Origin of the sequence: Candidatus Villigracilis vicinus (assembly GCF_016702885.1) — a bacterium.
Classification (GTDB): Bacteria; Chloroflexota; Anaerolineae; order Anaerolineales; family Villigracilaceae; genus Villigracilis; species Villigracilis vicinus.
Genome location: NZ_JADJDD010000030.1, coordinates 21,881 through 42,678 on the forward strand (window position 1 = coordinate 21,881; position 20,798 = coordinate 42,678).

Genomic DNA, 20,798 nt, shown 5'->3' on the forward strand with positions numbered 1-20,798 from the left:
GGTCAGCTCTCCTTCTTTTGAGCTGGAAGCGAAACAATAAATTTACTGCCTGGGAATTTCTCTTCATCATGCCCGGAACTTTCCACCCAGATGCGCCCGCCGTGTGCATGCACAATACCACGCGCAATGGCAAGCCCAAGACCGGGACCGCCGCCTTTGAACTTGGTCTTACCCGAGGAATGCAGAAGCACTTCGCCGGTCTGGTTAAATTTTTGGAAGATCATTTCGTGCATGCCAGGGTCCACACCAATGCCAGTGTCACAGACAGTGATCTCCAACTGAGGCGGCACAACGCCATTGACATATCGTCCTGAAACCTTCACCTGCCCGCCATCGGGTGTGTATTTGATCGCATTCATTACCAAATGATAAAAGACTTTTTGAAGCATCTCCGGGTCGGCACATACGGACGGAAGTTTCTCCAGGTTTTCGGTATCAAACCTGATGCTCCGTTCTTCAAACGCAGATCCAAATTCCTTGTACACTTTACGGATGATGAGATTCACATGTGTATCGATCTTGCGTAACACGAGGGAATTGCTATCGATGCGAGATACATCCAACATGCTATCCACTACATCGGTCATGCGTTCGGCCCCCTCCAGGATTCCCTGGGCGAGGTTTTGTAATTCAGGGTTGTTCTTGAGGTCCTGTTCAAGCATTTGGGAATACCCCATAATAAGGGTCAACGGGGTTCGCAATTCATGCGCCGAGATCTGAATGAAATTGGTCTTGGTCTTATCCATCTTACGAAGGGTCTCGTTTTTCTCTTCAAGTTCGATGGTTCGATCCTGCAAGCGGGAAGTCATTTCATCAAATGTGTTCGCCAATGCCCCGATCTCATCCCCGGTGCGAATGCCGGTCCTTCGGTTTAAATCACCTCCGGCAATGGCTTGTGAAGTATTTACCAATGAATACAATGGGACAATGATCATGCGTGAAACAAAATATCCGATGACAACCACTGCCAGCATCAAGGCAGTAAAAACGAGCACGTAAACGGTACGATTGCTCGCGCCGAATTGAACTACAAAATCGGTCGGCAATGCCACGGCAAAGACCCCGATCCGGTCGTTTCCGATCTGTATAGGGGCACGTCCAATTGTAAATTGCCGACCCGACACTTCGATATTTACACCTGTGACCAGGTTCTCTTTGGTGTTGATGATCTCAAGGTATTGGTCCTCCGGGATATTCAACAATGAAAGCATTTCTTCATCTGCGGCGCCGATCGTTGTGGAGATCGCCTGCCCGGTATTCCCATAGAGGACAATATCTGCAAGTGCCACTTGTTTGAAAGCAGGTAAAAGTGTTTTAATCGATGTTCCGAGAATAATAACCCCACCAAACCTGCCATCCACCGAGATCGGCATGGCAGTATAGTAATAAACCTCATCATCAACTTGATTCCCTCCCAATGCGCGCCGGGGAGGATCGTCTGGATTACGTTCTTCTAAAAAGGGAATCACGATCGGCGACTGAGGTGCCCCCGTATCCTGCTCAACGACAATAATCTCCCCCGTGGTATCCCTGAGCAAATGCAGGATCTCTTTCCCCTGCGGTGACACAATGATCAAATTTTCGATTGTGCCTGAGCCGAATGCCGGTTCCACGATCTTCAATACGGTTTCACGATCATCATTATCCACGGCATCTGCCAACCCTGCGGTATAGATGATGCGGATAGCTTCTTTAACATGTTGCCCCTCCTGCCGGATAAAACTATCAGAGACCACCCTGCCCGACTCGAGGAGTTGATTGGTCAAACGCTCTGTCAAAGTCCCGGTGACGAGGCGCGTAACAACATAAACCCCGATCACTGAAACGACCACGGTTAGTAAAAGGAATGGCAGAGCTACCTTGAGGCGAATGCTCATGTGAAAACCTGTACAAAATTGCCAGAGGCATTATACAGTTTGGCTCCAAAAAGATCGAAAATGTAACATTATTATAATGTCAGAAAGGGCTAAAAATAAGTGACTTTCTCTTTTTTGTAGCTTAAATTCGCTTGACGAAATGCACCAAACGCTCCACCTCTGAATAGCCCAGTTTCAGGTGCGCACGGATACTCTCCTCGTTACTCAGCCAGGTATCCGATGCCATTTCGGTGCATCCCAAATTTCGTGCCCAATTCTCTGCTGCATCTACCAACAGCCCTGCCAGCCCTTGGCGTCTAAGTTGTGGATATAAATACCACCCTTCGATATACCCCACCGGGCTGGTCGTACAACCTTCACCATAATCCCGTAAACACGCCTCGATCATCCGTGCCATCTACAATTACCACAAAGACAGCATTTTCCTCACTGGCAAGGATTACGTCCATATCAGATAGTAGATATTCATCGGGAGCCTCGGGACAGATGCCTTTGCGCATTTTGAATCAATCATCCCGATCGGCCTTGGTAACTGTGCGAATCGTAGCATCCATGTTGCGCATCCTCATCCTTCATTGTGAAAGTTTTCCGCCAGGCGCCGCCCTTATTGGCATTCCTTACTGCTCATCATTTCGCAATTGAATGGAAGTTAAAGTGACTTTTGGATCAATTTGCGAAAACTCGCATAGGAGACCCACAAAGTGACCAAGCCAAATAACGCACCTGCCCCACCGAACAAGAACCGACCAAAGAAGGAACTCCCTTCCCCAGTTGAAGTGATGCCTCCAAATGAAGATGTAGTTTGAAATTCCCGCTCACCCGGACCAAACCCCACCCATAAAAATACACTTGAAAATGCAACCATCACTGCCAAACGCAGCAAAAACCAGACCCAAGCCAGAAAAGGCTTGTTCATTTCCTCTTCTGAAAAACTACCGCCAAGAAAGATCATTAATCCCGCCAGCGCAAAAACCAACCCTGCCGCCGCAACAACAATACGCGGCGCATTGAAATTTTCCGGCGGTGTTGGGATGACATCAAACGAGATCAACATAATAAAAAGCCCCATCCCAAAAAAGGAAAGGGACATGATCAGAACGACACAACCACTCACCCAGGGCGGCAACGGTTTGACTTCCTTCGATTCGCTCATTCATTCCTCTTGAAGCGACTCACGATCCAAGCACCAACGACATACCAAATCAGAATGTCTAAAACCAGATACAACCCATTGAACTCTGAACAATTTTCACCAGGTCGACAGGGTCCCCAGGCAAGGAAGAATTGAAACGGGAAACCGAACGGAAAAGTATCCGAAATTCGAGAAATGACATAAATGCTCCAAAACCAGCCAGAGAGCATAAACAATGCAATAAACAGGACGACCTTTAATAACGATGGTTTGAGAAACGAAAACATCCTATCCTCTCTTCTTCAACCAATCTGTTAACTTCTTTGGCGTCCAGGTATTGATGACATCCTTCGGTTCGAGCCAGGCACGGCGTGCGGTGGCAATACCATAAGGAAGTACGTCAAAGCCATCACCTGCATGCGAATCGGTGTTGATGCTGATGAGCACACCCAAGTCTTTGGCGCGGCGGGCAAAAGCATCATCGAGGTCGAGGCGTGAGGGATGGGCGTTGATCTCCAATGCCACGCCCGATTTCGCGGCGGCTTGAAAGACGGCTTCCATGTCCAGGTCTGCACCTTCTCTATCAGGAATTTCGCGTCCGGTAGGGTGACCGATGATATCGACATGCGGATTGTTGATCGCATTCAACAAGCGCTGGGTGACCTTCTCTCTCGGCTGGCGCAAACTCGAATGGAGAGAGGCAACTACGAGGTCGAGCGAGGCGAGGAATTCATCCGGATAATCCAATGACCCATCGGCTTTAATTTCCACTTCGCTGCCGTGCAAGATCAGAATCTCATCCCCAAGTTGTTTTTGAATCTTTTTGATCTCAGCGGCTTGCTGTTTGTGTCTTTCAATGGACAAACCATTTGCCACGCCAAGGCTGACGGAGTGATCGGTGAACGTGATGACCTTCAATCCGCGCTTGATGGCTTCACGCGCCATATCGAGCATGGATAGTTTGCCGTCGCTATATGTCGAATGCATATGCAGATCAGACTTGATGTCTTTGACCTGGATCAGCTTGGGAAGTTTATTCGCCTTCGCCGCCTCCACCTCGCCGCGGTCTTCACGCATCTCCGGCGGGACATATTGCAAGCCGAGCGTCTTATACACTTCCTCTTCGGTGGCACAGAATATCTCTTGCCCACCTTTTATTTTCTTAAATGAATGATCCGAAAGCGACAACCCCTTATCCAACGCAATTTGCCGCAATTGAACATTATGGTCTTTCGAGCCAGTGGCATATTGCAGTGCGGTTCCAAATTCCTGTGGCGGATGCACCCAAACCTGTGCGCGCACGCCATCAAAGAATTCAATACTGGCTTTGAATTCACCGCGCCCCAGCACACGCTCCACACCTTTTAAGTTGACAAAGGCATCCATCACTGGCGCCGAATCTTTGGCTGCGACAAGGATATCAAGATCACCAACGGTCGAACGCATCCTTCTTAAACTGCCAGCGGGTTGCACATCCACAACGCCTTTTACAGCTTTGAGAACCTTGATGATCTCCTGTACCAGTGGATACGCCTTGCCTAAGGGGAGTCTTCCCGAGCGTCGTGCCAACGAAGCGATTCCTTCGAGAATTGCAGTTTCTGATTTGGCGCCCATGCCGGGCAGGTCTTTTAGTTTACCCGCTTTCGCCGCCGCTTCCAGTTCAGGGAGCGTGGTGATGTTCAGTGCTTTCCAGATCATGGCGATCTTCTTGGGTCCCAACGAAGGGACTTGCAACCAGCCCGCCAAACTCTCTGGCACTTCTTTCTTCAACTTTTCAAGAAATTCAAGTTTGCCCGTGTTGAGCAACTCGTCAATTTTTTCGGCAATGGCTTTGCCCACACCGGGGATGTCAGCCAGTTTCCCCTCTTTCCAATACTCACTGGCTTCACGCCCGAGCGTATCGAGACTCTCTGATGCTTTGCGATAGGCAAGCGTCTTATAAATGATCTCACCTTTGATCTCAAGCAAATTGGCTATGAGCGTAAATACACCAGCAAGTTGTTTGTTATTCATCATGGGGCACCTCTAATAGGTCAATTATAAGGCAACAAGCGGCTAGCACCTTTATACGATTTATGGTTGCTTTGGCACATCCAACGATTTCAACTTTCGCATCTCAGGGAAAATGCGGGCAATTGCCAGCACGACCAGAATGGTCCCTATGCCTCCACCCACTACTGTGATTACGGGTCCTACGAGTGCCGCGACAAAGCCCGACTCAAAAGCGCCAAGCTCATTCGAGACGCCGATGAAGATATTATTCACTGCTGAAGTACGTCCACGCATTTCATCGGGCACTTGGGTCAACATGAGGGTACTGCGAATCACCACACTAATGTTATCAAAGCCGCCAAGCAGCACAAGCATAATGACCGAGAGTAAGAAGTTAGTTGAAAGACCAAAGACCATGGTCGCCAAACCAAAACCAGTCACAGCGAACAATAAGGTCTTGCCTGCATTCCTCATGGGCGGTAAATGTGCAATGAGAAATGCCATCGCCAAAGCGCCAAGCGACGGCGCTGCCCGCAAAATGCCCAGTCCCTGTGCGCCCACATTCAGAATATCAGTAGCGTAGATGGGCAGTAATGCCACGGCTCCGCCGAAGAGAACAGCGAACATGTCCAGCGTGATCGCAGCAAGGATCACTTTTGTGGTCCACATAAAGCGCAGACCTTCACGGACCGAATCCAGTGTGGCAGATTTTTCTGCCAACGGCAACTGCCTACCTTTGATCAAAGAAATGAGTACACAATACGTTACAGCAGAGAGCGCCGCATAGATGTAGATAAAAGTGACAGAGTGGAAAAAGCCCACGAGCAAGCCAGCCAATGCCGGTCCGGTGATCGAGGCGAAGTGCCAGACTCCGCTGCCCCATGTGGCGGCTTGCGAAAATAATTCCGGCGGCACGGTCTCTGGAGTCAGCGTTGAAGAAGCTGGTTCATTAAAAGCGCGAGCGATGCCAATTCCCAATAATGAGATATAAATCAAAACCAGCGACCCTTCGGTATAGGAAAGCCAGCCCAAAGCAATCACACACAGGGCGATCAAAACTTCACTGATAATGACAATACGACGACGATTATATTGATCTGCCACATGTCCGGCTGGCAAAGACAGCAGAATCACCGGCACCACCTGCACCAATCCCACCATGCCCAAGGCAAAAGCGCTGTGTGTACGCAGCCATAGCTCCCAACTGATGGCAAAGGACAGCATCTCATTTGCAAATGAGCTGATAAAGCGCCCACTGAGCAGCAAGCGATAATCTCTAAAACGCAGCGGCGCATAGGGATCGTGGTACGTAGAGTTTTCCATTTCAAATCCTATTTTCGGAGATGGTGTGTATGATACCATTCGTAGATTTAAAGACTTAGCCCTTTTCATAAGATTGAAAAGGGAGTCTTAAATTTCATGACAACCCTCAGGATCATGGGTATGATACGATTCACCTATGGATCACACAGACCATGTTAACCTATTGCGCCCGGCTTCTTTGGATAAAGGCGGCTCCTGGGCGGACCTCGGAGCGGGCTCCGGCGCCTTTACCCTTGCCTTACGCGAGGTGCTGGGTGCCGCCACCACCATCCATGCCGTGGATAAGGACAAATCCAGCCTTGAACAATTGAAGCGGTCGTATCAAGCGCGTTTTGGTAGTCTCGAAAATCTGCAAACACAAGTTGGGGATTTTTCTCGCAGCATCAACCTTCCGCCGCTCGATGGCATCCTTGCCGCCAACTCTCTACATTACTTCAAAGATAGGGTGAAGGTCTTGGAACACATCAAGACATTTCTAAAACCAAACGGCAAACTCATCGTCATCGAATACAACGTAGATTCGGGCAACCCGTGGGTTCCATACCCATTCACACTCCAAACATTCGGGAAGCTGGCAAAAGAAGCTGGCTACTCAGATCCGCTTCTACTTGCCACCCACCCCTCTAGCTTTTTGCGCGAGTTCTATTCCGCACTGACCACCAAGGCTGATCAATAGATATGTCTCAACGAAACTCAAACCTCTTCGTGATGGGGCTTATTCTTGCAAGCGCAGCCCTTGCCATTCTGCGTTTTGACTCTCTCCAGATCGGCACTTCCTACGACGACGCCAAGTACATCATCCTTGCCGAAAGCCTCGCCAGCGGACAGGGCTATGAGCTCATCAACTTCCCACGCCCGCAGATCGAGCGGAACTTCCCGCCGGGCTGGCCGCTTGTGCTTGCGCCGTTCACATTGGCCTTCCCAAAAAATTATGATGCGCTCAAGGTCGTTTCGCTTGTGCTTTGGCTGGTATCTATTTTATGGGTCTATAAGCTGTTCTCGAAACGGCTGAATTCTCCCTACCTTGAAATTCTCACCGCACTGGTAGCATTGAATCCGCTGCTGATCGGCACATCGGTCACGGTGATGTCTGAGTCTGCGTACTTGTTCTTCTCTCTGCTGGCATTGCTCACCTTTGACAAAGTTGATGATAAGAAACTTGGCTGGCTTATCCTTGCTGCAATTCTCGCTTTTTACACGCAGCAGGTCCGCACGATCGGGATCGCACTTATCGCCTCGCTGCTCATCCTTTTGCTGCTTAAGCGTCGGTTCAAAGATTTGAGTTTCGTGGCAGCCCTATTCGTTATTGGGTTCCTCATCCAAGCCGGAATCAACCTCCGCAACGGCGGGACCGTCATCTCATCGGGCTATGAGGCGCAGGTGTTGAGCGGGTCAATGATCGAGAAGGCTGGGCAAGTCTGGTCAAATGCATCCGGCTACTTGAATCAGGTTCTTGCAGGATCATTAATTCCGATCTTCGGCACGCGGCTGGATACGATGTTCAGTTGGCTGTTCCTTCTATTAAATATCGCCATCTTGTTCTTGCTTGTGTTGGGCATGCTCACCACCAAACTCAAGTTCGAGTGGATGCATATTTATTTTGTCATTTACATGGCTGGTATTTTGGCATTTTGGAATCCGCAAGTGGGAAGCGTGAAAGCACGCTTCTTGACCCCGATCTTGCCCCTGCTATATTTTTACTTTTTACGTGGGGTTCAGTGGTTGTTAAGCACTTTGTTCACGCAAAACACAACCACGACTACACGCAGTTTATTTGCCGTCACACTTTTTATCTCGGTTGTAATGATCGCACGCAACCTACAAGACTGGCGTTCCCCTATCCGCGAACAGATGACAGATCTCTCCATTGGTGCAAGCTGGGTGGCAGAGAACGCCCCGGCAGATGCGCTCGTGATGGTGAATGAACCTGTGCCAGCCTATGTACATGTGCAGCGCAAGACCATCAACTTCCCAAAGAACGGACAAGACTTGCAGCAGTATCTTGATAATCAGGGAATTGACTACATTATTATTGCGCCGTTACTGCAATCCCCCAAATCTACAGAGTTGACTAAAGATGTAAAAGAGATCCTGCTTATCCTTGAGACTTCACCAGAAATATTTGTGCCAGCCTTTGAAGACAGCGAGAACAACGTCAGGGTCTATGGTTATAAGGGTCAATAAAAATACAGCCCGATCAATATCGGGCTGTATTTTTATTTCTAATTGGTCATATCCTTGAAACGCTGACGTTCGAACATGGTTGCAAGTGTCAACGCCGGGATCGCCCAACGTTCCTGCTGATCGGTCAGCTCGCCTGTTTTCTCAAGGACATATTTGTCCACGAACAGGTCGCGTTGCTTTTTTAATACCAATACAGTAGGTGAATAAAGGTCACCAATTTTAAATTCATACGAAGGTGCATATGCCCGCGATATAAATGGCAGGTTTAGAATCTGCCTGCGGGTGGCATAGGGCAAAAAGTTTTCCAAATAGTCAACCCACCCAGTGCCGCGTGAGGGGACGATCCAACCGAGTACACTGCCGCCTTCGCGATCCAAAACTTCATACACTAATCTGCGCGGAATATTATTTCGAATATTGTAATTAACATCTGTGGCAACCATGGCGCCTACTATTTTCCCTACAGACAAACCGGCATCACCATATGAAGGACCTATATCAGTTACGTTCTTGAATTCTTCCATACGCGCCCAGTAACGGTCAATATGGGCAATCATCTTTTCATCGGGTGTGGTAATCGACCAATCAAATGAGAAGCTGAACAGTCTGAACATGAAACGAAAGGAGGTATCTCCATTTGCCCGCATCACTTCATTGCCGCTGCCATCAATGATCTGAATGGAATCTTTGAAAGAAAAGAATGGATCAATGGCACGCATAATAAATCTGCCATCGCCATTGGTGACATCCACCTGACGACCAATGCTGATCATCGGAAACTCAAACTTGAGGGGATAGGTATACATGAATGATAACTCCTGTGTAATTTGAACAACTCGCCAAATTATATGGATGTGAACATCGTTATGAAATAGGACAAAGGTCTGATTTATCGTGTAAACTAGCATGCCTTTGGTACTATCCGCATGGTCCTTTGGCAGATAACCAGTGTAAAATTACAAAATTCCACCCTTCAACAAGGCACATCGACTTATGTCATCCGAGGCGTTACCTGTTATTACGAAAAGCTCGTCCGAATTCAAACTGGACGCTTACGCATCCATCCCCGCCGGGGAGTTGGTCGTTTTTGCCGTTCAAGTTTTACAAGCCGACGCCGCTCCGGTCGCGGTCGAAGAGATCGTTTCGACCTGCTTCCGCTTCTTCCCGCACAGTTTTGCACTAAAAAACTACTTCTACTGGCCCGACTCAGCCCTGGTGACCCGCCGTCTGCATGACGCCAAAGAAAAGGGACTCCTCAAAGGCAGCCCGGCAGAGGGATTCGAAGTTAAGGGAAAGGGCAGGCAGGTTGCCAGACAAACCGCAAAGGCGCTGAGGGTGTCTCTGCCCATGCCACCCAAAGTGGAAGAACCCGCACCTGTCATCCAAAAAGAAGAAACGCCTGTGCCCGTCAAGGTGGAAGAAAAAGTTGAAGCGGCTCCACGTTTGAAAGAAAAGCCAATTCAATCCGTAAAAACGGACAAGAAAGTACAACCTGCAAAAACGATTGAAAAGAAGCAGGTTAAAAAGACAAAGAAACCGACTGCGAAACCGAAGGTCAAACCAAAAGCGGAGACCGCCAAAGTCATTGCGCCGGTTAAGAAGAAACCAGCGCCCAAACCAAAACCATCTTTAAAGAAGACGGTAAAGCTTGCAGCAAAAGTAAAAGCACAGCCCAAGCCAAACCAGATCAAGACTGCGCCCAAATCCAAAGGGCAGATTAGCAAACCTGCCGTAAAGGTGAAGGCAAAAGTGCCAAAGAAGGAACAGGTCAAGGCGGCGCCTGTGGCGAAGATCGAAACGCCAAAGGTGCAAAAAACAAAAAACGCCCAAGCGACCCAAATGACCATGGCGCTCACTCCGCCGCCCGCAGCGTGGAAAAAAGCTGAGGCTCCGGCAATCAAGCCCAAGGTTAAGGAAGAAGCGAAGCAGCCCGTCAAAGTAGAAGTATTGGCTCCGGTGGCAGCATCCAAGGAAGAAAAAGATAAAGCCGCCAAGGTCATCAAACAGATCGAACGTTCAGATGCGTATCAACTGTATCGGCGCAACGGCAAGCGTGCCCAGATCGGCGAATTCGATTTCAGAAATATGCTATTCGCCACGATGGAATCCTCGGCAGAGACTTTGAAACGGAATGTTGAGTTATTCAAGCGCTACGCCGGTATCCACTTCCGCACGGACTTGATCGCGTTCCTGGAATTTTGTGAAGAAAGTTTTTCGAATTTATTGATTTCAAAAGTTAAAGGTAAAAAATAGTCATGGCAGGAAGCAGTAGAAAATTACAATACGCCGACCGCGTTGCCATTCAGCAGGCAGATCAGGCGATTCGCAAGGATGCGTTCCGCGCGTTGGTCGAGATCATCACCAATAGCAACGACAGCTATCTGCGCCTCGAACAGGCAGGCTGGTCTGTAAGCGGCGAAATTTATATTGATGTGCTGCGCAGGCATAAGAATTCGACCATTCGCATTTGGGACAATGCCGAAGGCATGAACGACTCACGCATGGATAAAGTAGTGGGTACCTACGGCGAGGCGACCAGCGGTATTAAGGAAGATAAGAATGTACGCGGCATGTGGGGGCGCGGCTTGAAGGATTCGATCTTCGGGCTGGGGCATGGGTATGTGCGTTCGTTCAAAGGCGGCAATTTCTATTCGTGTTCACTGCTGGTTAAAAACGGCGTGCCGACCTTTTCTCTGGATGAACCCGTGCGGGCATTGGTGCCGGTGCGCCAACAGTATGGGATTCTTGAAGGCAACGGCACGATCATTGAGATCATCGTCTCACGTGATGATGTGAAAGTGCCGCAGTTCGATAACTTCCGTAATTATTTACAGCGTCATTTTGAACTGCGCCCGATCATGAGCAACCCCAAGCGCAAGATCATTTTGCGCGAGATGACCGCGGAGTGGACGGTAAAGCAGGAGCATGAACTTAGCTACAAAGCGCCCAAGGGCGTAAAGGTCTTGAGTGAACGCATCAAGATTCCCGATTACCCCGCTTGGGTGAAGTTGGAACTAAATCGCTCATCGATCCAGTTATCCACACGCGGCGAGGAAGGCGATTACGCCGATGGCGGCTTGCTGGTTATCAGCAAGGGCATGGTCTTGTCGCTGACCATGCTCAAGTACGAGAATGATCCGGTGGCGGCATATTTCTACGGCTCGATGCAATGCGATTATCTGCATGACCTATTGAAGAACGATGAGCCGGTCCTCACTGCCACCCGTGATGGCATCAACTGGTCACATCCGTTCGCGAAGGCACTGCGCCTTGCCGTGGAAGCCAAGATCGAACCGTTGATCGAAAAGGAACGCAAGCATGCGATCCGTGAGGAGCAAACCAAGCTCGACAAGCAATTAAGAAATAAGATCGACCGCGCCTTGCATGAGTTAAATCATATTGCGTTGAACGAACTCAGCAATCGCAAGGACGGTGAGTCGCGCATTCAATTGCCTGCTTCTGGTATGTTGTTCTTCCCTGAGCGTGCCTATGTGCAAACGGGTCGCACCCTTTCACTCATTTTACGAGCAGACATTACCAAGAAAGCCAAACCAAACGATGTCGTCGCGATCGAATCCAATAGCGATGAAGTGATCGTGCTGACCCCCAAGGTGAAACTGAAACCGCACAAGGCAGACCCGAGTGTGGGTGAAGCGATCGTGCGGGTGGAGGGTCGTCAGGTCGGTGGGGAGGGCTTGATCATTGCACGAGTCAACAAGATGCACGCCCAAGCCATGGTACAGGTGCATTCCAAAAAAGAAGCGTTGCCCGCGCCACCCACTCGAAGCAAGAATGCACTCTTCAACGACATTCGCTTCGATGACCGTATGGACCCACGTCAGCGCGTGTACTTTGACCGCGTCAATTCGAGCATCGTCATCGCCACGAACGCGCCTTCGGTAAAACGGTATTTGGACGAGAATAACCGCCTCGACACTACCATGCCGGGTCAGGTGCTTTTAGCGGAACTCGTCGCTGAAGCCGTGTGCCGCGAGATCGCCCGCGAAGGCGTCGAGAAGGGACGTTTCCTCGTCCTCGAAGGCTCCGAGGCGGATGCGATCCAGAATCATTTCATCCGCTTGCAGAATAGGTACTCGCATTTGATCCACGAGCATATCGTGACGATGGAGTAGTACAGACGATAGACCATTGACGATGGACGATAGAAAACAAAAAATGGACGATAGATCATGGTCAATGGTCTATCGTCCATCGTCTTTTAAGAACTTATCTTACTGTCAACCACACCCCTACCATCACCACACCAAAGCCTATAATGCGTTGAAGATCGATCGCCCGCGGAGTCATACCGAGCAGACCGAAATGGTCGAGGAAAGACGCCACCAAAATCTGCCCAGCCAATAAAGTGATCAACGCGCCCGCCGCGCCGATACGGGGAATCATATATCCCATCGCCGTGATGACGATCAAGCCAAAGGCACCTGCTACGAGCGCATACCACGGCACGCTTTTCCATTGACCCAGTTTTGACCCAAAAAACAGCATGGGGATCAATGCCGCAATCGCACCGCCAAGGTGAATGATAAAGACACTTTCCAACGAGCCTAATTTTTGCGTGATCATACTCGAAAGCGGACCTTGCAATCCGATCGCCATGCCGCCTGCAAGACCGATCAAGATAATGATAAAGAGAGTATCCATTTTTTCCTATGTTTGTCACCCTGAGCGGCAGCGACACATGCACCGCGTTGCGGATGCAGTGCGGTGAGGGTCTCTACCAACATAGTAAGAGACTCTTCGCTGCGCTCAGAGTGACATAATTTTTTTATTCTTCCACGTACGGAACATAATCAGCACGGGCAATACCCTGCTTGATCGCCATCTCAGCCACGGCACGCGCCACGGCACGATGAACTTTTTTATTCAAGGGGCTGGGCACCAATTCACCGGGCGGGGTCATGCTGGCAATGGTCTCTGCCGCAGCCACCAACATCTCCTGCGTAATGCGCGGGGCGTTCGCATCCACTGCGCCGCGGAAGATGCCGGGGAAACCCAACACGTTATTCACTGACTTGCCGTCTGCAGCAAATGCTGCACCGTGTTCCATGGCAACCTCGGGGTCGATCTCGGCATTCGGGTTCGAAAGCGCGAGGATGATCTGTCCCTTGCGCACCATCTCCGGTTTGATGAGGTTCGGCGCACCGGTCGTCGCCACTACGATATCGCAATTCGCCATGATATCTTTTAAGTTGGATTTGATGCCGCCCAGTTTCTCAAAGCGACTCAGCGCTTCGGGACTCAGATCCGCACCGTGAACGGGATTGCCCGTCAGACGCATCATCATCTGACCAATCGCCTGCCCGGCCGCCCCAAGCCCGATCTGCCCGATGACAGCTTTCTTCAAGTCCATGCCAGTTTCGCGCGTGGCAGTCATCAGCGCCGCAGTACAAACCACCGCAGTACCGTGTTGATCATCATGCAACACGGGGATATCCAGCATGGCTTGCAGGCGTTCTTCGATCTCAAAGCAGCGCGGCGCAGAAATATCTTCAAGCTGGATCGCGGCAAAGGTCGGCGAGATCGCGGCAACGGTGTTGACAATTTCATCTGTATCTTTTGTGTTCAATAGAATCGGAATGCCCGAAAGCCCCACCAGGGTTTCCATTAACATGGCTTTGCCTTCCATTACCGGCATCCCCGCCAACGGACCGATATCGCCCAGCCCCAACACCGCCGTTCCATCGGTAACAATGGCAACCATATGACTGATGCTTGTATAAAGCCGCGCCTGCGAAGGGTCCTTTGCAATACGCAAACAGACTTCCGCCACCCCAGGGGTATACACGCGCCGCAGCGTGGTCAATGATTCGATCGGGTAGCGCGAACGGATGGCGATCTTTCCTTTTTGGTGCAGTTCAAGCACCTCATCACGCACTTCGATGATCTTCGTACCTTCATTGGCACGCATTGCCTCCAGTACGGTTTCGAGCATCGATTCGCTCTCGACCGTAATGGTCAGGTCGCGTACCACATGCAGTGAGGTTTCGGTTACCAGCACCATACTGCCAATATTCCCCCCCGCCTCCGCGATGGCGGTTAATAGTTTAGCCAGTACCCCTTTTTTCTGCGAGTTGCGCACTCGTACAATGCGGAAAATCTTTTGATCCCAAGCCATGGTTATCTCCTTTACTCCTCCTCATTTTAACGCGAATACCGCGAAGATGTCTCCGCGGTATTGTGAAGGTCAGACAGGGTTGAATTTATATCAGCAGTCCATGCAACTCATCCAATGAACGGATGACGGCACAGTCGGCTTCAGGGAAGAGGGAGGTTGGGTCGTAGAGAACAGGCATGAGCCCGGCGCGATGCGCACCGATGATATCGGCAAAGTAATTATCGCCAACATATATCGCCTCATGCGCAGCAACTTCAGCCAATTCCAAACCGCGCTGAAAGATTCGCGGTTCAGGCTTAAAGGATGGCACCTCGCCGCCCGCCAGTGAAAACTTGAAATAAGAATCAAGCTTGAGGGTTTTTAATTCTTCATGATATGGTTCTTCACGGTTCGAGACAACACCCAGTATGTACCCCGCCTGCTTCAAACCTGCGAGCAAACGCGGCGCTTCTTCGGGGACGTACACATCAGGTTTATAGTTCGTCCCCATATGAGCAGAAACCTCCGGTGCCAGTTCCTGTGCCCGCTTTGGGTCGACCCCCAGCGCCACCAGCCTCCGCCTCGAATAATTAATCCAGAATTCCCTGGAGTGATGAGTAAAGGTCTTTATATCAGCCTGGATCTCAAGCGAGTGGGCAAAATAAAAATGTTCCCAGCGTTCGGCGCGGGTTCGATCTTCCTCAGAAGCATGAATATTTATACTCTTTAGGTATTCAACAAAAACTGCGCCGCCGCTGGGGATATGGTGACGCAGAGTTCCATCGAGGTCAAAAAGGATGGCTTTGATATTCTTTATTTTCGGGTCCATGGATTATGTTTAGCCGCCAATGTGTGACATTTCCACTTTCGGGAGTGGGATCGTATTTTCAGAGCGGATCTCGGAGTATCGGTCAGCGCGTTTACCCCATATGCTTTCAATCTTATGAACGATCTCTTCATCCGTGACGCCACTGCGTAACAGGTCGCGGAAGTCATGTCCTTTGACCGCAAATAGACACGTATAAAGTGAACCTTCAGCAGAAAGGCGTGCGCGATTGCAATCGCGACAGAAGGCTTGCGTCACCGAGGCGACCATGCCTACTTCGCCGCTGCCATCTTTGTAGCGCCAGCGTTCCGCCACTTCACCGCGATAATTCGGGTCAACCGGTTCAAGCGGCATTTCCGCGCTGATGATCTTGACGATCTCCTTGGCAGAAACCACTTCATTCATTCGCCAACCGTTGGTATGACCAACATCCATATATTCAATAAAACGCAGAATATATCCCTTTTCACGGAAGAAGCGCGCCATGGGCAAAATACTGTCTTCATTTACACCACGCTTGACGACCATGTTAACCTTGATGGGCGCCAACCCAACGGCTTTGGCGGCATCCATGCCTTCAAGCACTTTTTCGACTGGGAAATCCACATCGTTCATGGATTTGAATATTGCATTGTCAAGCGAATCAAGGCTGACCGTGACCCGCTTCAACCCCGCCTTTTTGAGCTGCTCTGCAAACCGGGGCAGGAGTGAACCATTGGTCGTCATCGTCAGATCAAGGTCTGGGATCTGTGCAAGCATGGCGATTAAGTCGGGAAAATCCTTGCGCACGAGCGGCTCACCACCAGTCAAGCGAATCTTCCGAACTCCGAATGAAACGAACAAACGCGCCAGCCGGGTGATTTCCTCAAAGGTCAACACTTTGTCACGATGCAGGAACTGGTAATCGGGTCCAAAGACTTCCTTTGGCATACAATACACACAGCGGAAATTGCACCGGTCAGTGACCGAGATGCGCAGGTCACGCAGGGGACGATTAAGGGTATCCAATAGGGTCATAGGTTCAATTTTCTTTGAAAAATGTTGTGTGTTTCAGGGAAAAATATACAAGGAACCAGAAGAGTTGTCAGGCGATTATATCAACATTATGAGGAGAATCTTCGGGCAATTGACGGGCTGTTCCAGCCATGCTATTATGGCATGGTCATTATTCTTTTTTTTCAGGAGTTATTTATGAGTGTTGAGTTGATTCTTCGCCTTATTGGCATGATTGTTCTTGCAGTTGCTGGGGGGTACTGGGGATTTGATTTTTCCAGGTTCACTCCCGAAAACACTGAACGCACCACCCTCATTTTCAGCCTGGTTGGCGCACTGACAGGCTTGATTCTGACCCCCTACTTCACTACTCGTCCAGCTCGAGCTTTCCGCTCCCTGTTGGGGCGCATGACCGCCGAAAGCCTCTTTGCCGGGTTGACGGGTCTGGTTGTGGGTTTGCTCATTGCCGCTCTGCTGGCATTTCCGCTATCCATGCTGCCCCAACCGTTCAGTCAGATCCTGCCCTTCATTGGCGTGTTGATCTTCTCCTACTTTGGGGTTTCTCTCTTCGTCATGCGTCAGGGCGACATCATGGGGCTGCTTAGCGCCCTAAGCGGACGCGGGGAAGGCGGCGGTTCCTCTTCCTGGAGCAACCTCAACCGCAACATCCTGCTCGATACCAGTGTCATCATCGATGGGCGTGTAGGTGATATCGCCAAGACCGGCTTTCTACCCGGCACACTGCTCATTCCGCGCTTTGTGCTGAACGAACTGCAATACATCGCAGACTCTCCCGATGGCATGCGACGTCAACGTGGACGGCGCGGCATGGAAGTACTTGCTGAACTGCAAAAACTGCCCAACATCCTCGTACGTATTTCAGATATCAATGTTGACGGTGTACGCGAAGTGGACGATAAACTTGTTGTGCTCGGCAAACAGCTCAAAAGCCCGATCCTAACTAACGACTACAACCTTAACCGTGTTGCCGAATTGCAAGGCGTGACCGTGCTCAACATCAACGAACTGGCGAATGCCGTTAAATCTGTTGTTCTCCCCGGCGAAGCCCTGCGCATCAACATCATGCAGGAAGGCAAGGAACACAGTCAGGGTGTGGGTTACATGGACGACGGCACGATGGTTGTGGTCGAGAATGGACGCGACTACATCGGCGAATACATGGATGTCAATATCACCAAAGTCCTGCAAACCGCCGCCGGACGTATGATCTTCGGACGTGTAGAAGAAGAGAACGGAAAACGCATTAAAAGTAAGTAATGAGTAACAAGTAACGAGTGAACAGGGCGCCTCTCGACGCCCTGTTTTTTTATGCGGTAAAATACACCCGTTTACAAAAAATCCTTTGTGTATCTTGGTGACCCTTTGTGGTAAATAACATGTTGAAAATCTATAATACCCTTACTCGCAAAACCGAAGAATTCCAAACCCTTGAACCCAATCTCGTCAAGATGTACGTCTGCGGCGTCACGGTCTATAACGACGCGCATGTTGGGCATGCCATGTCTGCCATCGTGTTCGACATTGTCCGCCGTTACCTCGAGTATCGTGGATACGCCGTCAAACACGTCATGAACTACACCGATGTGGACGACAAGATCATCAACCGCGCCAACCAACTCGGCGAAGACCCGCTCAAACTTTCGGCACGTTATATCGCAGATTATGCCGCCGACCTGAAAAGCCTGAACGTCTTGCCTGCTACCTCCAACCCGCAGGTCAGTACCACCATGCCGCTCATCATTCAATTCATCGAAGGGTTGATCCAAAAAGGTCACGCCTACGCCGCGGAAAATGGCGATGTCTACTTCCGTGTGAACAGCGACGATGATTACGGTCGCCTCTCAGGTCGCAAGCTCGAAGACATGCAAGCCGGTGCGCGCATCGAAATCGGCGAACAAAAAGAACACCCTATGGACTTCGCACTCTGGAAAGCCGCCAAGCCCGGTGAAATTTCCTGGGACAGCCCCTGGGGCAAAGGTCGCCCCGGCTGGCATATCGAATGCTCCGCCATGAACCTCGCCGAACTCGGCGAACAGATCGACATCCACGGCGGCGGCAACGACCTCATCTTCCCCCACCACGAAAACGAGATCGCCCAAAGCGAAAGCTACACCGGCAAGGAATTCTCGCGCTACTGGATCCATAATGGCATGCTGCAACTCGGCGGCGAGAAAATGTCCAAGTCCTTGGGCAACATCATCAGCATCAAAGAATTTCTCTCAAAACGTTCTTCAGACGTGATGCGCATGCTGGTCTTGAATGGAACCTACCGCGCTCCGCTGATGTTCAACGATGAAACACTGGATGCCGCCGAACGCAACGTCGAACGCCTCAAATCCGCGCTCAAGCCTGCCTCCCCCTCCGCAAGCGGACTCTCCGCTGATACCTTGTCCGCTTCGATCGAATCCGCAAACGCCAACTTCACCGAAGCCATGGACAACGACTTCAATACCGCCGGAGCCGTCGCAGCCTTGTTCGAGCTCTCGAAAGCAATTAACACTGCTCGCGATAACGGCGCAAACACAGACCAACTCAAACCCGCGCAAGAAACCTTCAAACAATTGGCTGGTGTGCTCGGGTTGAAGCTCGAAGAGAAAAAAGGCTCCAGTGAAAAAGAAGCCGAAGTGGAAACCCTCCTCGCCGAACGCACCCAAGCCCGCAAAGACAAAAACTGGAAGCGCTCCGACGAGATCCGCGACCAGCTCAAAGCGATGGGCGTCACCATCGAAGACAGCAAAGACGGCACCACTTGGAAGTGGAGTTAGTTTCTTAGTTTGATCATCAAGCAATTGGACAGAAAAACTTCCGAGAAACATTTCTCGGAAGTTTTTAATTGTGACTACTTTCAGATGTATAATTCAACCATCATAACGATTTTTTTCAAGGAGAAATTCCATGCGTAGAATGTTCGGCTTTATGATCGGAATCTTTACCGGCGCTCTGGTTGGCGGTGTAATAGCAATACTACTTGCCCCCGAATCCGGCGAAAACCTGCGCGGACAGCTTCGCGATCGCGGACAGAACTTCCTCAACGATGTGCGTCATTCCGCCGATGCCCGCCGCATCGAACTGCGCGGACGACTTGAGTCACTGCGCGCACCAAGGGAAGAGTTCTAATTTATCGAGTCACCAACTCATAGAATTCCTCCACCCTCTTCATATTCATTTCAAACTCTGCGCGAGTGGAGATAATATTTCTATTTAGACCTGCGGCGTCGGTTCGCAGGTCTTCTCTTTCCAACCCCAATAATATTGCATCTGCTATTGATTGCGGGGAATTCGAATCGAACAACAAACCGTTCTGCCCATGTGTGATCCACTCGCGAATGGACTCGAGATCACCCGCCACGGGAAAACATCCGCACGCCATCGCTTCGATCAGCGTGTTCGGCGTGCCATCGTGGATGCTCGGCGAAACCACGATCTGCGCGCCGCGAAAGACCTCCCCCATCTTTTCATGCGGAAACGAAGGCAACAACTCCACCGCACTTTCTATATTCAACTCGCGCACCCAGCTCAGTGCCTGCGATTCGTTTTGCATGCCTGTGCATTGAAACTTTGCATCGGGTCTCTTCGCCAACACTAGTGGAATGGCTTTGAAGAATGAGTCGTTGCGCACATACGGACGCACACCACGCGGATTGATAATGACCGGGCTCTTGACCAGATCTTTGGGCGGATAAAAAACATCACCTCTGATTCCACCGTTACCGGGTGCCACTAATGTAGGCTTCTCTTCGCCCAAACCCCATTCTCTTGCCAACCGAATATCGCGCTCCACATCAGAATGTAAACCATCCACCAACCTCATGGTCTTACGAGTGTAATATTTCATCAGCGGTGTAGATGGAGCATGTAGCGTGAAGTCATTACCCCAGATGGAAACCAGGAATGAAGGGCAGGGTGCGAGTCCCTGCAAAGCCGAAGCAGTCAGCATGCCCTCATACGGCACGCGCATGGCATGGATAATATCCGGTTGAACTGCTTTAATGAAATTACGTAATTTGCGCGCGGATGCGGGAATGGTTACAGGACCAAGCCATTGTCTGACCTTGGTACGCAGGCTCAAGGTTCGGGAAGAAGCGCTGGATGGCGCAGAGGTGCGCTTTTTGGCAGCGCTAAAGGCAACTGGCGTGAAAACCGCCTGCTCGGGGGGGATTCCGGTTACATCCCATTCAAATGTAGAGGCAATATAAACCTCATCGCCGCGTTCTATGAAATGACGTATCCAATTTTGGGAGATCGGCGAGCGGGCATCCGTGACAAAAAGCAGTCTCATGGGGTGATTATACCCACAGGGTCTGGGTAACAAACAAAAATAACGAGTTAACACCA

At 50.4% G+C, this 20,798-nt stretch carries 18 protein-coding genes; 7 read left to right on the top strand and 11 right to left on the bottom strand.

All coding sequences use genetic code 11. The features are described from left to right. Positions 1-2: 2 nt before the first annotated feature. The 5 genes from IPG80_RS20895 to IPG80_RS20915 form a co-directional block, all read right to left on the bottom strand. Complete coding sequence (locus IPG80_RS20895; RefSeq protein ID WP_345111401.1) at positions 3-1,877, bottom strand: ATP-binding protein; 1,875 nt, start codon at positions 1,875-1,877, stop codon at positions 3-5. A 121-nt stretch (positions 1,878-1,998) separates the two neighbouring features. Further along, positions 1,999-2,274, bottom strand: a complete 276-nt coding sequence (locus tag IPG80_RS20900) for a GNAT family N-acetyltransferase (RefSeq protein WP_345111404.1) — start codon at positions 2,272-2,274, stop codon at positions 1,999-2,001. Between the two features lie 252 nt (positions 2,275-2,526). Further along, positions 2,527-3,030 (bottom strand): hypothetical protein, encoded by a 504-nt coding sequence (locus IPG80_RS20905; RefSeq protein ID WP_345111406.1) that lies wholly within the window; start codon positions 3,028-3,030, stop codon positions 2,527-2,529. 267 nt (positions 3,031-3,297) lie between these two features. Beyond that, a complete protein-coding gene (polX, locus tag IPG80_RS20910) occupies positions 3,298-5,025 on the bottom strand; it encodes a DNA polymerase/3'-5' exonuclease PolX (protein ID WP_345111408.1) in 1,728 nt (575 codons plus the stop codon). Positions 5,026-5,082: 57 nt separating this feature from the next. Next, positions 5,083-6,324, bottom strand: coding sequence for an MFS transporter (locus tag IPG80_RS20915; protein WP_345111412.1), 1,242 nt, complete (start codon positions 6,322-6,324; stop codon positions 5,083-5,085). 136 nt (positions 6,325-6,460) lie between these two features. On the opposite strand from IPG80_RS20915, the gene IPG80_RS20920 reads away from it, so the two are divergent. Then, positions 6,461-7,000 (top strand): class I SAM-dependent methyltransferase, encoded by a 540-nt coding sequence (locus IPG80_RS20920; protein WP_345111414.1) that lies wholly within the window; start codon positions 6,461-6,463, stop codon positions 6,998-7,000. A 2-nt stretch (positions 7,001-7,002) separates the two neighbouring features. After that, entirely contained in the window at positions 7,003-8,508 is a 1,506-nt protein-coding gene (locus IPG80_RS20925) for a hypothetical protein (RefSeq protein WP_345111416.1), read from the top strand. Between the two features lie 38 nt (positions 8,509-8,546). Here the strand turns inward: IPG80_RS20925 and IPG80_RS20930 are convergent, their stop codons facing one another. Then, complete coding sequence (locus tag IPG80_RS20930) at positions 8,547-9,314, bottom strand: hypothetical protein (protein ID WP_345111418.1); 768 nt, start codon at positions 9,312-9,314, stop codon at positions 8,547-8,549. Positions 9,315-9,501: 187 nt separating this feature from the next. Between IPG80_RS20930 and IPG80_RS20935 the strand changes: the two genes are divergently transcribed. Further along, complete coding sequence (locus IPG80_RS20935) at positions 9,502-10,761, top strand: hypothetical protein (protein ID WP_345111421.1); 1,260 nt, start codon at positions 9,502-9,504, stop codon at positions 10,759-10,761. A gap of 2 nt (positions 10,762-10,763) precedes the next feature. Beyond that, the gene (locus IPG80_RS20940; RefSeq protein WP_345111423.1) at positions 10,764-12,641 is read left to right on the top strand and encodes an ATP-binding protein; all 1,878 of its coding nucleotides are present in this window, start codon (positions 10,764-10,766) and stop codon (positions 12,639-12,641) included. A 94-nt stretch (positions 12,642-12,735) separates the two neighbouring features. Here the strand turns inward: IPG80_RS20940 and IPG80_RS20945 are convergent, their stop codons facing one another. The 4 genes from IPG80_RS20945 to moaA all read right to left on the bottom strand — a co-directional run bounded on the left by IPG80_RS20945 (position 12,736) and on the right by moaA (position 16,466). After that, positions 12,736-13,170: a DMT family transporter gene (locus IPG80_RS20945; protein WP_345111426.1), complete on the bottom strand. Its 435-nt coding sequence runs from the start codon at positions 13,168-13,170 to the stop codon at positions 12,736-12,738. 124 nt (positions 13,171-13,294) lie between these two features. After that, on the bottom strand, positions 13,295-14,644 hold the full coding sequence (locus tag IPG80_RS20950; RefSeq protein WP_345111428.1) for a malic enzyme-like NAD(P)-binding protein: 1,350 nt from the start codon (positions 14,642-14,644) through the stop codon (positions 13,295-13,297). Between the two features lie 85 nt (positions 14,645-14,729). Further along, positions 14,730-15,452, bottom strand: a complete 723-nt coding sequence (locus IPG80_RS20955; protein WP_345111431.1) for an HAD family hydrolase — start codon at positions 15,450-15,452, stop codon at positions 14,730-14,732. Between the two features lie 9 nt (positions 15,453-15,461). Further along, a complete protein-coding gene (moaA, locus tag IPG80_RS20960) occupies positions 15,462-16,466 on the bottom strand; it encodes a GTP 3',8-cyclase MoaA (protein ID WP_345111434.1) in 1,005 nt (334 codons plus the stop codon). Positions 16,467-16,640: 174 nt separating this feature from the next. Between moaA and IPG80_RS20965 the strand changes: the two genes are divergently transcribed. The 3 genes from IPG80_RS20965 (at position 16,641) to IPG80_RS20975 (ending at position 19,580) form a co-directional block, all read left to right on the top strand. Continuing rightward, a complete protein-coding gene (locus IPG80_RS20965; RefSeq protein ID WP_345111437.1) occupies positions 16,641-17,720 on the top strand; it encodes a PIN domain-containing protein in 1,080 nt (359 codons plus the stop codon). Between the two features lie 119 nt (positions 17,721-17,839). Continuing rightward, on the top strand, positions 17,840-19,228 hold the full coding sequence (gene cysS, locus IPG80_RS20970) for a cysteine--tRNA ligase (RefSeq protein ID WP_345111439.1): 1,389 nt from the start codon (positions 17,840-17,842) through the stop codon (positions 19,226-19,228). 130 nt (positions 19,229-19,358) lie between these two features. Then, a complete protein-coding gene (locus tag IPG80_RS20975; protein ID WP_345111442.1) occupies positions 19,359-19,580 on the top strand; it encodes a YtxH domain-containing protein in 222 nt (73 codons plus the stop codon). Position 19,581: 1 nt separating this feature from the next. Here IPG80_RS20975 and IPG80_RS20980 read toward each other — a convergent pair whose 3' ends face one another. Beyond that, the gene (locus IPG80_RS20980) at positions 19,582-20,742 is read right to left on the bottom strand and encodes a glycosyltransferase family 4 protein (protein WP_345111444.1); all 1,161 of its coding nucleotides are present in this window, start codon (positions 20,740-20,742) and stop codon (positions 19,582-19,584) included. Positions 20,743-20,798: the final 56 nt, after the last annotated feature.